Source organism: Rhizobium sp. MHM7A, from assembly GCF_005862215.1.
Classification (GTDB): Bacteria; Pseudomonadota; Alphaproteobacteria; order Rhizobiales; family Rhizobiaceae; genus Rhizobium; species Rhizobium bangladeshense.
This window is the reverse complement of sequence record NZ_VCHT01000014.1, coordinates 103321-116614: the sequence shown is the minus strand read 5'-3', so window position 1 is coordinate 116614 and position 13294 is coordinate 103321. Positions and strand designations below refer to the sequence as shown.

General features: G+C 60.5%; 10 protein-coding genes. 3 read left to right on the top strand and 7 right to left on the bottom strand.

Features of this window, described 5'->3' with window-relative positions:
* Nucleotides 1–122: 122 nt before the first annotated feature.
* The 7 genes from FFR93_RS32075 to FFR93_RS32045 all read right to left on the bottom strand — a co-directional run bounded on the left by FFR93_RS32075 (nucleotide 123) and on the right by FFR93_RS32045 (nucleotide 8471).
* Entirely contained in the window at nucleotides 123–416 is a 294-nt protein-coding gene (locus FFR93_RS32075) for a hypothetical protein (RefSeq protein ID WP_064707356.1), read from the bottom strand.
* A 104-nt stretch (nucleotides 417–520) separates the two neighbouring features.
* The gene (locus FFR93_RS32070; protein WP_138396176.1) at nucleotides 521–2419 is read right to left on the bottom strand and encodes an ABC transporter ATP-binding protein; all 1899 of its coding nucleotides are present in this window, start codon (nucleotides 2417–2419) and stop codon (nucleotides 521–523) included.
* Nucleotides 2420–2500: 81 nt separating this feature from the next.
* Nucleotides 2501–4309: an ABC transporter ATP-binding protein gene (locus FFR93_RS32065; RefSeq protein WP_138396226.1), complete on the bottom strand. Its 1809-nt coding sequence runs from the start codon at nucleotides 4307–4309 to the stop codon at nucleotides 2501–2503.
* Nucleotides 4310–4738: 429 nt separating this feature from the next.
* A complete protein-coding gene (locus tag FFR93_RS32060) occupies nucleotides 4739–5512 on the bottom strand; it encodes an ABC transporter permease (protein WP_064707354.1) in 774 nt (257 codons plus the stop codon).
* A complete protein-coding gene (locus FFR93_RS32055) occupies nucleotides 5496–6326 on the bottom strand; it encodes an ABC transporter ATP-binding protein (RefSeq protein WP_138396175.1) in 831 nt (276 codons plus the stop codon). The genes FFR93_RS32060 and FFR93_RS32055 overlap by 17 nt, the downstream gene beginning before the upstream one ends.
* Before the next feature lie 12 nt (nucleotides 6327–6338).
* A complete protein-coding gene (locus tag FFR93_RS32050; RefSeq protein ID WP_138396174.1) occupies nucleotides 6339–7340 on the bottom strand; it encodes an ABC transporter substrate-binding protein in 1002 nt (333 codons plus the stop codon).
* A 48-nt stretch (nucleotides 7341–7388) separates the two neighbouring features.
* Entirely contained in the window at nucleotides 7389–8471 is a 1083-nt protein-coding gene (locus FFR93_RS32045; RefSeq protein ID WP_138396173.1) for a 4-oxalomesaconate tautomerase, read from the bottom strand.
* 113 nt (nucleotides 8472–8584) lie between these two features.
* On the opposite strand from FFR93_RS32045, the gene FFR93_RS32040 reads away from it, so the two are divergent.
* From FFR93_RS32040 to FFR93_RS32030, 3 genes are all read left to right on the top strand, one after another.
* Nucleotides 8585–9481 carry a LysR family transcriptional regulator gene (locus tag FFR93_RS32040; RefSeq protein ID WP_138396172.1) on the top strand — a complete coding sequence of 299 codons (897 nt, stop codon included), beginning with the start codon at nucleotides 8585–8587 and terminating at the stop codon, nucleotides 9479–9481.
* A 404-nt stretch (nucleotides 9482–9885) separates the two neighbouring features.
* Nucleotides 9886–11292, top strand: a complete 1407-nt coding sequence (locus tag FFR93_RS32035; protein ID WP_138396171.1) for an FAD/NAD(P)-binding protein — start codon at nucleotides 9886–9888, stop codon at nucleotides 11290–11292.
* Nucleotides 11293–11361: 69 nt separating this feature from the next.
* A complete protein-coding gene (locus FFR93_RS32030) occupies nucleotides 11362–13290 on the top strand; it encodes a PAS domain-containing sensor histidine kinase (RefSeq protein ID WP_138396170.1) in 1929 nt (642 codons plus the stop codon).
* Nucleotides 13291–13294: the final 4 nt, after the last annotated feature.

Below are 13294 nucleotides of genomic sequence, written 5' to 3'. Positions count from 1 at the left end.
ATCTTGCTTAGGCTGAACGGCACCGCGATGGTGCTTGGCATAAGCGAGGCGGCGGTTGCAGACTCGGCTGATCGCGAAAGCGGCGGCGTTGAATCGCATCAATGCCGCCGCAAAATTTCAGGCTATTCGCAGACGCGTACCGTCTCGACGTGATAACCGCCATCATAGCGGTTGCGGACATCGCGGTCCTCGTACCAACATCTCGGAGCCGGTTCGACATAGCGGGGGCCATCGATATAGCGAGGGCCGCTATTGGCTATCGCACCTCCGATCAGGCCGCCGACCACACCTGCGGCAACGCCGCCGGCAATAATTCGACCGGTGTCATCATGATGACGGTCACGCGCGGCAGCAGGCTGAATGGCCGATCCAACAAGGGCCGTCGCGATCAACAGGCTGCTAATAATTCTCTTCATGACATTCTCCTCAGTGGCACTTGCCCCGGATAAAAGGGAAATGCGGCAGCAAGGCGTTGGTTCGTTCAAACTTTGCGACAGGCATTAACGCAGGTCATCCGGCATCAGGTCGCCGATTCCGCAGCCGTCGTCTCATCCAGCACATCTTCGGGAATATCGTCGAATGAGGCGTAGTTGAGATTATAGAGCTTGGAATAGAGCTTGCCGTTCTTCATCAGCTGGCGGTGATCGCCGCTTTCGATGATCTCGCCGTTCTGCAGCACGATGATGCGGTCGGCTTCGCGGATCGTCGCCAGGCGATGGGCGATGACGAGACCGGTGCGGTTTTCGAGCAGCTTCACCAGAGCCTTCTGGATCAGCATTTCGGTATAGCTGTCGATATTGGCCGTCGCCTCGTCGAGAACGAGGATCTTCGCATCCGCCACCAAAGCGCGGGCAAAACTCAGAAGCTGGCGCTGCCCGAGCGAGAGATTGCCGCCGCGCTCACCGAGAACGCTGTCGTAACCATCGGGGAGGCGCATGACAAACTCATGCGCGCCGACGGCTTTGGCCGCCTCGATCACCTGCTCGCGGGTCGCATTGACCTTGTGGTAGCGGATGTTTTCAAAGACGGTGCCGGTAAAGAGGAAGGGCTCCTGCAGCACCATGGCTATCTGCGCTCCGAGCGAATCCTGCGTCAGTTTCCTGACGTCATGGCCGCCGACCAGTACCTGGCCCTGCTGCACGTCGTAGAAGCGATGGATAAGCGACATGCAGCTCGATTTGCCCGATCCCGTCGGCCCGACAAGCGCCACCGTCTCGCCCGGATTGACTTTGAAGCTCACATGTTTCAGCACCGGATGCTTCGGATTGTAGCCGAAGACGACATCCTTGAATTCCACCGAGCCGTCCATGTCGCGGGACAGGGTCTTGGCGTCAGACGCGTCTTTGATGTCAACTGGCACGTCGAGCACTTCGGTCAGCCGCTGGCCCGACGCCATGGCACGCTGCATCACCGAATATTGCAAAGTCAGCGACCGGATCGGGTCGAAGAAACGCTGGATGTAGAAGAGGAAGGCGACGAGCACGCCGACGTCGAGCGCCTGGTTGAGAACGCGGGCGCCGCCGACGACGATGACGAGCGCCATCGCCACGCCGGTCAGGCTGTCGACGATCGGCACCATCACCTGGGCATAACGCGCTGCCGTCAGATGCGTCTTGAGATTAGCATGCGCCTTGTCGTCGTAGAGCATGAAGTTGACGCCCTGTCGGTCCATGCTCTGTACGGCGCGCACGCCGTGGATCGCTTCGGCGAGCGCGCCGTTCGCAACCGAATTGGTCTCGTGCGCGGCCATGAACGACTTGCGGGCGAGCGGCAGCCAGAACAGCCGGACGATGAAGAGCACAGGCAGCACCGAGAGGGTGAGCAACCCCAGCTTGAAATCGAGATACAGCATCACGAAGATGATGCCGAAGAGCAGCACGATGTCGCCGACTGACAGCACCGAAGTTTCGAGGAATTCCTGCATCGAGTTGACGTCGCCCTGCAGACGCGACATCAGCCGCCCTACCTCGGTCTTGTCCATGAAGGAGAGCGAGACGCGCTGGAGATGCGAGAACATCGCCTTGCGGATGTCGAAGAGCACCTCTTCCGCGACATTGCCGACCAGCGTTTCCTGAGCGTAGCTGGCCGCATAGTTGATAAGGATGGCGATGGTAAAGGCGACGATCGCCCAGATCAGCGCCGAATGATTGCCCCCTGGCGACATGCCGTGGTCGATCGCGTAACGGATGATCAGCGGGATCAGCAATTGCATCATCGTGAAGGTCAGCACCGCGACAACGGCCCAGACAACCTGGGTGCGGTAGGGGCGAACGAAAGCCCAGATGCGCTTAATGATGCTGCCGTCGAAAGCCTTGCCGAACATTTCCTCCTCGACGCGGTGAGAACCGACCACCGCCCGCGGCGGGCGGCGTCCATCCTCGCGAACGTCGGGACGCTCGGTTTCCAATTCTTCGGCCATGCCTTTCCTCCCGCGGCCATATCAGGTGGTCGCATCTATCGCTCGTCGCTCTTCTCCCCAGGGGCAGACGTGGGGATATCGCTATGCGCTCAGCACCTCGTCGCCCGGCCGCACCTGCAGGTCGTAGAGCGCCTTGTAGCGTCCGCCGAGCGAAAGCAGCGCCTGATGCGTGCCGCGCTCGACGATCCTTCCGTCTTCGACGAACAGGATCAAATCGGCATGCATCAGCGAGCTCAGGCGATGGGCCACGATGATCGTCACGCGGTCGGCGGCATAGCGGCGCATGGCGCTGCGAATGCGCTGCTCGGTGGCCGCATCGATTGCCGCCGTCGAATCGTCGAACACCATCACCGCCGGCTTCAGCATCAGCGCCCTGGCGATCGAAAGGCGCTGCCGCTGACCGCCGGACAGCGAAACGCCGCGTTCGCCGACGACGGTGCCGTAGCCGGTGGGAAGGCCGAGCACGTAATTGTGCAGCTGAGCGCTTTCGCTGGCGCGTTCGATGCGGCTTTCCTTCGCCCAGGGATCGCCATAGGCGATGTTGTTCTCGATCGTCGTCGTGAAAAGGAATGAATCCTGCTGGACGACCGCAACCGCCCGGCGCAGCGACTGCAGCGTCGCCTTGCGGATGTCCTGGCCGTCGATGGTGATCCTGCCGCCCGTCACATCGTAAAAGCGCGGGATCAGATGGGCGATGGTCGACTTGCCGCTGCCGGGAGGGCCGACGATGCCGATGGTCTGGCCGCGCCTGGCTTCGAAGGAGACATCGTGGAGTATGGTGCGCTTTTCCGAGCCGGGATAAGCGAAACTGACATTCTCGAAGCGCAGCACGCCCTCCGTTACGTCGAGCTCCCTGGCATCCGGCGCGTCCTTGATCGCGATGTCGAGGTCGAGCAGATTGAAGAGCCGCGTGCCGCAGGTGGAAGCGCGGGCAAAGGCATTGACCATCAGGCCGAGCTGGCGCACCGGCATCTGCAGGATGGTCATGAAGGTCAGGAACGAGGCGAGCGTGCCGACGGTGATCTCGCCCGACATCACCTTGCCGCCGCCGACCCAGAGCACGAGCCCCATCGCCGCGAAAAAGGAGAAGGTCATGGCGCTGGTGTTGACGACACGGATGCCGACGCGTTGATGCGCGAGCGCCAGTGCGTTCTTCGAGGCCGCCTCGAATTTCGACAGTTCGTGCTCCTGCGCGGCAAAGGCGCGCACGACACGGATGCCGCCGAGATTCTCCTCCATGATGCGGGTCAGCACCGACAGCCGTTCCTGCAGGTCGAGCCAGGTGGCGCGCAGCCTGAGCTGCGTTGCCGAGGAACGCCAGCCGACGAAAGGCACGAAGGAGAGCGCCAGCAAGCCGAGCACGACATCGGTCGATAGCAGCATATAGGCGCCGATGCCGATCAGGATCGACAGCAGGATCATGCGGACCAGCGCCGTCGAAAAATACATGCGCACGCCTTCGAGATCGAGCAGGCCGACGGTGATCAGATCGCCGGAATGCACCGTGTCGTGAAAGCTGAAGGACAGGCGCTGGATCTTCTCGTAGCAGGCCAGACGCAATTCGTAGCCCATGTGGTGGCCGACGGATTCGCTGTAGTAGTTCTGCACCATGGTGAAGAGACCGCGCAGCACGCTGGCGCCCAGCAAGAGCAGCGCCGTGGCCAAAAGTGCGTCCTGCGCCGCCTGCCCCGCCGCGCCGCCGCCCATCGCCATCTGCGTGTGGTCGACTGCCTGGCCGAGAAGGCGAGGGATCATCAGCTGGAAGGTAGAGGCGATGAGAGTGGCGCCGATCGCAAAGCCGGCTTGCCAGGGGTGGCGGAAGGCCATTACGGTGATGCGCACCAGTGTATAGAGGCCTCGGCCCCAGCCTGCCGCAGTTGCAAGCGCCATCGAAGCCGAATGCTTCGTCGCGCGTGTTGACGCATCGCTGCTCACGGTATTTTTCCAATAGATGTGGTGCTCGGACGCTGGCCCGAAAAGACGGCAAATCCATGAAGGGATTGATAGCACCCTTATTTTTGCCGATTCCAACTGGGGGTTCAAGTAAAGAATTCACCAGTTGGTTATTTTTACGTGAGGCTCCTTCGCATCTCCAGCGGGAACAATCGGCGCTCGGCTGGGTTGCCGCAGCACTCCCATGTCAGGCAACCGCTAGGAGAGAGCCGGGTCGCTGAAAGCATCGCTCAGCGTACGCTGAAGGCCCGCGGCGCCACGAAGACGTATTGACCGGAGTACGCCGTCGCTCACAATGTTTGCGCTCTCCCTTCGAGGAAAGGGAGAGCGCTTGCTAGCAGTTCTTATAGTTTACGCTGACGATCGTCAGGCCGGCCGCTCGGCAGCGCTTGTGCGCCACTTGATGAGACGCTTCTCCGCGATGTCCAGAATGCTGTCGATAATCAAGACAAAGATCGCAAGGATCAGGATGCCGGCGAAGACGCCGACCGCATCGAAATTGCCTTCGGCCTGCGCGATCAGGTAGCCGAGCCCGGCAGAGGAGCCGAGATATTCGCCGATAATCGCCCCCACCACGGCGAAGCCGACCGAAGTGCGCAACGACGACAGAATCCAGCTCGCCGCTGCCGGGAAGTAGACATGGCGAAGCAGGTCCCTCCGATTGCCTCCCAAAATGCGGGCGTTCGACAGCACCACCGGGTTGACTTCACGCACCCCTTGCATCGCGTTGAAGAAGGTGACGAAGAACACCAGCGTCACGGCGAGCGCCACCTTGGACCACAGTCCAAGACCCAGCCATAGCACGAAGATCGGCGCGAGCACGACGCGAGGAATAGCGTTCAGTCCCTTGATGAAGGGGTCCAGAATACGAGCGGCCGAACGGCTGAGGCCGAGCCACACGCCCGCTGCCACCCCAAGTGCCGTTCCGAAGAGATAGCCCAGCACGGTTTCCGTCAGGGTGATGGCGACATGGCTATAGAAGCTGACGTCCGCTACCCAAGATACGACCTGCTCGAAAATGTCGACCGGAGCCGGGAAAAAGAAGACGTCAATGACGCCAGCCGCGACACCGAGCTGCCAGCCGCCGATAATTGCCACGAGCAGCACGATTTGAATGAGGCGTTCAGTCATGACGTTCATAGCTTTTCTCCACTTCGCCGCGCAGCGATGACCAGATGTTACGATAAAGATCCAAGAAGCGCGGATCGAGCTTGATTTCGGCGACATCTCGCGGGCGTTCGAGGCCGACGGGGAAGCTGTCGATCACGCGCGAGCGCGGTCCGGCGGCAAGCACGACGACTCGATCGCCGAGGGCGATCGCCTCCTCTAGGTCGTGCGTTATCATCACCACTGCGCGTCGTTCCTCCTGCCAGAGCCGCAGCAGCTCGTTCTGCATCAGGTGGCGGGTATGGATATCGAGCGCGGAGAAAGGCTCGTCCATCAGGATGACCTTGGGGCCGGTGATCAGTGCCTGTGCCATCTGCACACGCTTGCGCTGACCGCCGGAAAGTTGATGCGGATATCGATGCTCGAACCCTTTTAATCCGACCTTCGCCAGCCATCTCATCGACTGCTCGCGCCGGTCGGCAGCGCCGACACCCTTGAACATGGGGCCGAGTTCTACGTTCTCGATTGCGGTTTTCCAAGGAAGCAATGCATCCTGTTGAAATAGATAACCGATGTCATTCCGGACCCCTCGCACCGGCTGACCATCGATGGAAACAGTGCCACTCGCAGGCTTAAGGAGGCCGGCAATCGCATTAAGTATGGTGCTTTTGCCGCATCCAGTCGGTCCAACGATGGCCAAGAACTCACCATCGGAAACACTTAGATTGACGTCCTGTACAGCCACATAAGCACCGAAGGACATGGTGACCGCGTCGATGGAAACCATGGGCTTTGCAAGATTCTGGCTGTTCGTCGGCGGTGCGGTTTTCACTAGGGCCAATTCCATGACCTCCTCCTATCAGTTGGCAGCGGCGTTCGGGACCTTACCAACGAATTCGTTCGTGTAGGTTTTGGTGAGATCGATTTCAGCCGCTGCGACTTTTTCGTTGAAGCTCCTCAGAACGGCGAGCGGAATTTTGATATCTTCTTCGTTTATGCGTCCGTCGTTCGAGAAGATCGCCTTTGCGTTGTTGACTGCCTTGACGTAGGTGTCGCGGTCGCCGGAAATAAACTCCTTCGGGAGTTTGTCTACGATCTCTTCGGCGGAGTGACTATTCATCCATTCGAGCGCTTTGACGGTCGCATTGGTGACCTTCTGAATGGTCTCGGGGTTTTCATCGATGTAGTCCTGTGTGGCGTAGAGGACAGACGTTGGGTAAATCCCGCCATAGATCGCTCTGGCGCCGTCGTCGCTGCGCCCGTCAATCAGGATATTGCCGACGCCCTTGGCCTCGATGAAGGTCGCAGCCGGGTCGTAATTGACGAGTAGGTCGACTTTGCCCTGTTCGAGCGCTGCGACAGCGGCCGACCCGGAGCCGACGCCGATCAGCGACACGTCGTTTGCGGACAAGCCGTTGCGTTGCAGGTAGTAGCGGACGAAGAAGTCGGAAGACGAACCCGGCGAGGTGATCCCGACTTTTGCGCCTTTGATCGTTTCAGGCTTTGCCGGATCGAACTTACTTTCTTTACCCCCGGCCAGCACGAGCCCTGAATTGCGGGCGAGCTGCACGAAGGCGACGACGGCCTTGTTCTGCGATTGCATTTGGATCGTATGATCGTAAAAGCCGACGGCGATGTCGGTTGAGCCGGCAACAAGCGCCTGAAGCGTCTTAGAACCGCCCGACGCGAAATTTTCAACGGTCACCTCCAGCCCCTCCTTTTCATAAAGTCCGAGCCCTTGAGCGACAGGGAAGGGGAGATTGTTGAGGTTGTAGGATCCGACGCTGATGCGGACGGGATCCGCCAATGCGGATCCGGTAAACGCGACGGTTGCCGCGAGGGCGAGCATGAGCTTGCGCATGATGACATTCTCCTCCTGTTGATGGCGCCCTCCCGGCGGCCAGAGCTATTATGCCGCGCAACCCAGTTGCGTGACAGGTTTTGCTAACACATGTCCTTCGAACAGCCGGCGGGCGGTGCGAAGAATTCCGGCGACGACCCTGCCGTCGCGCTCATACAGTTTGACATCCAGGTGGCCGCTGGGGTGCTCGATGGAAAGAACAACCGGGGGGGCTCGCCTGCCGATCGAAAGCGAAGCGACCGTGTCCTGGCTGATACAGGCTGTGGCGATTCCAACGGCGCCCGTGGTCGCGAGGGATGGATGACATTGATGCGGCATGAAATACCGCACGCTGATGTCGCCTCCGGTCTTTGGTCGGGAGATGAGCACCGGCTTTGGCGTTACCTGATTGCGCACGTCTCCAAGGCCCATCCGAACGCCAGCTGCAATGCGCAGCTTTTCCAGCCGTTCCAGCAACTTCCTGTCAGCATTGAGTTCAGCCGCTGTTTCGAAGCCGGTTGCGCCGATCGACGCTGCCTCGATCAAGATCATTGGCATGGCGCAGTCAATGCAGGTGACAGCCACGCCATCGATCAGATCGACGGGCTTGCCGGTGGGAAAGAGCTGTCCAGTACGAGCCCCGGCGGCGTCCATGAAAGTCAGTGCGATCGGCGCAGCGCGACCGGGCACGCCATCGATCGCAGCTTCACCGAGGTAGGAGACGCTGCCGTTCGGGGTCGGAACTTCGGCCTCGATCAGCTTTCCGGTGTTGACGTTATGGATGCGAACGAGCGTCGTTTCTCCGCGAACCGGTACAAGTCCAGCTTCGATCGCGAAAGGGCCGACTGCAGCGAGCATGTTGCCGCAATTCGGGGACGTGTCGACGATCTGTTGGTCAACCCGCACCTGGGCAAAGAGATAATCGACGTCGGCGTCGGCAACGCTGGCAGGTCCGATGATGGCCACCTTGCTCGTGACTGGGTTGCCGCCACCGATTCCATCGATTTGCAAGGGATGACCTGAGCCCATGATTGAAAGCAGAATCTTGTCGCGCTGGTCAGCGTCCGCGGGAAGATCCCTGGCGAGGAAGAACGGGCCTTTCGAGGTGCCGCCTCTCATCAGAACGCAGGGAATAGCCATCAAATCGTTCATCGGTGTGCTTTCGCCGGAATTATGCCTTCGCCGTATTAATTGGCGTCCTTTGATCCAATTATTGAAAGAATTTTTTATTTGTAAAATGCTAAAAATTGGAGGATTGATGCAATATGAGCATTAATTGTGAGATCTTCGACCTACGAGCCTTCCTGAGCGTCGTAGAACTGGAGAGCTTCAATCGGGCGGCCGATGCCCTGCATATGTCGCAGCCCGCTTTGAGCCGCCGCATTCAAAAATTGGAGCAGGCCATTGGGGCACCGCTCCTGGAACGCACAACCAGGCATGTGTCCGCGACGGCTCTCGGCACGGAACTGGTGCCCCTCGTCCGACGCATGCTGGAAGAATTCGATGGCTCCCTCTTCGCTGTACGTGACGTTGGACCAAATCGAGGGGGGTTGGTGACCATCGCATGTCTTCCAACCGCAGCATTCTACTTCCTGCCGACGGTCATTCGCCAGTTCAATGAAGAATATCCGAACATCCGTTTTCGTATCCTCGATCTGCCGGCCACCGACGGTCTTCAAGCCGTGGCAAGTGGAGAAGTAGAATTCGGAATAAATATCATGGGCACCTCCGACCCGGACCTTACGTTCGAGCGGCTCGCGGAAGACCCGTTCGTACTTGCAGCGCGCAAGGATCATCCTCTTGCAGCAAAACAATGGGTCGAGTGGGCGGAGTTGGAGCCTTATCACGTGATCACCGTCCATCGGTCGAGCGGCAACAGAACGCTGCTCGACGCGGCACTGGCAAAATCGAACATAAAGCTACGCTGGTTCTATGAGGTAACTCATCTGTCCACCTCCCTTGGGCTGGTGGAGGCGGGCCTTGGGATTTCGGTGCTGCCACGAATGGCAACCCCGCGAGAAGATCATCCGTTCCTGATCACTCGCCCCATTCGCAATCCCGAGATATCTCGTACGATCGGTGTGGTTCGCCGCCGCGGCGGCACCTTGTCGCCGGCGGCGGAGCGGTTTCTCAAGATGTTGATAGGCGTATGGGGAGCTTGATTGAACGGCGCCATCCGGATGGTCCGAGCATTCCGAGCAGACTTGTCAAGTTGGACACGCGCTAAGAGGAAGTGCGGAGCAGTTGATGAAGGCAACGATCGGGTGACGGCGACTGACCAGCGTTGCCACTTTGAGCGCAGGTGGAAAAATATTCTGCACCCTCAGAGACTTAAGACTCGTTTCAAACAAACCTCTTGCCACTTGCGGTTTTTGGCGCTTTCATACACGACCAGATTGATAGACTATCGCGAGGGATTAGGCCCTCGTTCTCTTGCGGGCTCCCCCGGTTGAGCCCCGAGCTGCGGCGGGAATGGCCGCGTGACCCTCATCAACGCGTGAGCCGCTGTTTATGCGTTGAAACCTCGATCGACCCCAGGCTGCGAAAGAAGCGCAAAGGAGTTGCGATGACGGTTCAGGGACTTTTTTCCGGAAGGGCCAAGGCGGCGGCGCAGATCTCGGCCGTACCGCGTATAGCGATCGTCGGGCGCGGCTTCTCCGGAATGATGGCGGCCATTGCACTGATGAAGACCGTGCGCGCCCCCTTCCATCTGCAGTTATTCGATCCGTATTCCTCGGTCAGTGGCGGGCAGGCGCTGGCCTCGGCCCGCGCGTCGACGATCCTTAACACCCGCGTGCGTGATCTCTCGGTTTCGGTCGGGGACAGCGACGATTTCAACGACTGGCTGTGTAGCAATGCCGCTTTCCGCGCCGCCGTGCCGGCCGCCATTCCCGGTTTCCGGCAGATCTTCGTGCCGAAGGAAATCTTCAGCGACTACGTCTACCAGCGCTTTTCGGAAGCCCTCGCTGCGCGCCGGGACATTACCGTTCAGGTCTGCAACGATCCTGTGGTGGCGATCCGCCGCAGCCATGGTGACCGGTTCCTGCTCGAAAGCGCCAATCCGCCCAACCCGCTGTTCGACACGGTGATTCTTGCGACCGGCTACGGCCTGAGCGATCCGAAGGCCGAAGACCCTGCCGCTTCGCCGGTCCGGGCCCAGCGTCTCGTAGCGCGGCCGCATGCCGTGCTGCTCGGCAGCGGCATTCGCGTCGTCGATCAGTTGCTGCAGCTGCGCGATTCCGGTTATGCCGGGCAAGTGACGATCATTTCCCGGCGCGGCTTCCTGCCCCAGAGCCATACGCCGAATTCCGCCGATCCGGTGTTTCCGGCCGAAGCCCTGCCTGAGAGCCTGCCTGACATCGTGCGCTTCATCCGCCAGGCTTGTCGCGAGGCGGAAGAGCAGGGGCGAAGCTGGCAATCGGTAATGAATGGTCTGAGGAAACATGCGCGCTCCCTCTGGAGATCGCTGCCGGCCCGCGACAAACACCAGTTCAACCGCCATCTGAGGGCGATCTACGACAGCCACCGAAATCGTCTGCCGGAGGCGATGCACCTGCGCCTGAAACGCGAGCTGGCCGAAGGCCGCACTGTGCTCCGCCGCGGCCGGGTCGGCCGGCGGGGCTTGAGTGGTCTCTTCTTCACGCCGGCCGGTTCCCCAATCGAAGAGATCATCCATGCCGAGCGGATCATCGATTGCCGCTGTCAGGCGCCGGATCTTTCGGCGCCACTGATGCAGAGCCTGTTTTCCGCGGGCCTCGCCATGCCGGACGAACTTTCGCTCGGAGTGGCGGTCAATGCCCGCGGAGAGCCCTTCCTGGAGGACGGTTCGACGGTCGCAGGCCTCTTTGCCGTCGGCCCGCTTGGTCTCGGCAGCTTGCCAGACATCGATCTGGTGCCGGAGATCGTCTCGCAGGCCTATGCTGCTGCCGAGCATATTTGCGAGCTGTTCCATCCGCAGGTCAGGGCAGTGTGAAAAAGTGTGATATTTTCGGAACCATCTGCCCGGTGCCGCGTTAAGGGCGCTGGTGACCGAGAGGGGCAGATGGAAGTGCTGGATCGACATGATACGTCTCTCAATGAAGAGGGGCGCTTTCGTCTTCTGGTCGATGCCATCACCGACTATGCCATCTACATGCTGAGCCCGGAAGGCATCGTCACCAGCTGGAATACCGGCGCTCAACGTTTCAAGGGCTACAAACCTTCGGAAATTCTTGGCGAGCATTTTTCTCGTTTCTACGTAGAAGAGGATCGCGCCGCGGGCTTGCCCGGGCGCGCGCTCGCCACGGCGGTGGAGCAGGGTCGGTTCGAAGGTGAGGGCTGGCGCCAGCGCAAGGACGGCAGCCGCTTCTGGGCGCATGTTGTCATTGATCCGATCCGCCACCCCTCCGGCGAACTGGTCGGCTTTGCCAAGATCACCCGCGATCTGACCGAACGCAGGGCAGCCGAACAGGCGATCCGCCAGAGCGAGGAGCAATTTCGCCGTCTCGTCCAGGGCGTTTCGGACTATGCGATCTACATGCTCGATCCCGACGGCAATGTCAGCAGTTGGAATTTCGGTGCCGAGCGCATCAAGGGTTATCGGCCGGAGGAGATCATCGGCCGGCATTTCTCGACATTCTACACGCCCGAGGATCGCGCGGCCGGCCTGCCGGAAAAGGCGCTCCGCGTCGCGCGGGCCGAAGGCCGGTTCGAAAGGGAAGGCTGGCGTGTCCGTAAGGATGGCAGCCGTTTCTGGGCCAGCGTCGTCGTCGACGTCATCCGCGACGAAGAAGGCGAAGTGCTGGGTTTCGCCAAGATTACCCGCGACATCACCGAAAAGATGGAAACCCAGCGGGCGTTGGAGCAGGCGCGCGAAGAGCTTTTCCAGTCGCAGAAGATGGAGGCGATCGGTCAGTTGACCGGCGGTATCGCGCATGATTTCAACAATCTGCTGATGGCGGTGATCGGCAGTCTCGAAATCCTGAAGAAGCGCATGCCACAAGACCTCTCGCTGACGTCGCTGGTCGACAATGCGATGCAAGGCGCCCAGCGGGGTGCTGCCTTGACGCAGCGCATGCTTGCCTTCTCCCGCCGGCAGGAGTTGCACATGGAGCCGATCGACGTCTCGGGTCTGGTGCGTGGCATGCTGGACATTCTCAGCCGGTCGCTCGGTCCCCTCACCACGATCGAGACCTCCTTCCCGGTGAGGCTGCCTACCATCCTCACCGATCCCAACCAGCTGGAGATGGCGATCCTCAATCTTGTCGTCAACGCTCGCGATGCCATGCCCACCGGCGGCCGCATCGTGCTCCGTGCATCCGAGGAAACGATCAGCGTGGGCCAGGGCCCGCTGTCGGCCGGCCGCTATATTCGTATCGCGGTGATCGATGAGGGCGAAGGCATGGATGCGAAGACGCTGGAGCAGGCGGTGACGCCGTTCTTCACCACCAAGGGTGTCGGCAAGGGCACCGGTCTCGGCCTTTCCATGGTGCAGGGTCTCGCAAGCCAGTCCGGCGGCCGGCTCATCCTGAAGAGCACTCTCGGTGAAGGCACGACGGCCGAACTATGGTTTCCTGTCGTCATTGCCGAACAGGCCGCCGCGGCGTCGGTCGACGTGCCGCAACGCCCGGTGAACGCGCCGCAGGGGCTGCGGATCGTAGCCGTCGATGACGACGGCCTGGTCCTGATGAATACGACGCTGATGCTGGAGGATCTCGGCCACACCGTTTTCGAGGCGATGGCCGGTCCCGAGGCGCTCGACATTCTGCGCAAGGAGCCGGTCGATCTGGTCATCTGCGATCACGCCATGCCGCGGATGACGGGGGCGCAACTCGCCGAGGCGATCCGCAGCGAGTGGCCTGAAATGCCGATCATTCTCGCCACCGGTTACGCCGATCTGCCGGACGGTACCGGCGCCACCAATCTGCCCCGCCTGGGCAAACCCTTCTCGCAGGCGCAGCTTGCCGAAGCGATCAGCCGGATTGCGGTTTAGTGTA

Bases quoted from the DNA above. Each gene is read 5' to 3' on its own strand.
- FFR93_RS32075 (WP_064707356.1), bottom strand. From the start codon at position 416: ATGAAGAGAATTATTAGCAGCCTGTTGATCGCGACGGCCCTTGTTGGA.
- FFR93_RS32070 (WP_138396176.1), bottom strand. From the start codon at position 2,419: ATGGCCGAAGAATTGGAAACCGAGCGTCCCGACGTTCGCGAGGATGGA.
- FFR93_RS32065 (WP_138396226.1), bottom strand. From the start codon at position 4,309: ATGGCGCTTGCAACTGCGGCAGGCTGGGGCCGAGGCCTCTATACACTG.
- FFR93_RS32060 (WP_064707354.1), bottom strand. From the start codon at position 5,512: ATGAACGTCATGACTGAACGCCTCATTCAAATCGTGCTGCTCGTGGCA.
- FFR93_RS32055 (WP_138396175.1), bottom strand. From the start codon at position 6,326: ATGGAATTGGCCCTAGTGAAAACCGCACCGCCGACGAACAGCCAGAAT.
- FFR93_RS32050 (WP_138396174.1), bottom strand. From the start codon at position 7,340: ATGCGCAAGCTCATGCTCGCCCTCGCGGCAACCGTCGCGTTTACCGGA.
- FFR93_RS32045 (WP_138396173.1), bottom strand. From the start codon at position 8,471: ATGAACGATTTGATGGCTATTCCCTGCGTTCTGATGAGAGGCGGCACC.
- FFR93_RS32040 (WP_138396172.1), top strand. From the start codon at position 8,585: ATGAGCATTAATTGTGAGATCTTCGACCTACGAGCCTTCCTGAGCGTC.
- FFR93_RS32035 (WP_138396171.1), top strand. From the start codon at position 9,886: ATGACGGTTCAGGGACTTTTTTCCGGAAGGGCCAAGGCGGCGGCGCAG.
- FFR93_RS32030 (WP_138396170.1), top strand. From the start codon at position 11,362: ATGGAAGTGCTGGATCGACATGATACGTCTCTCAATGAAGAGGGGCGC.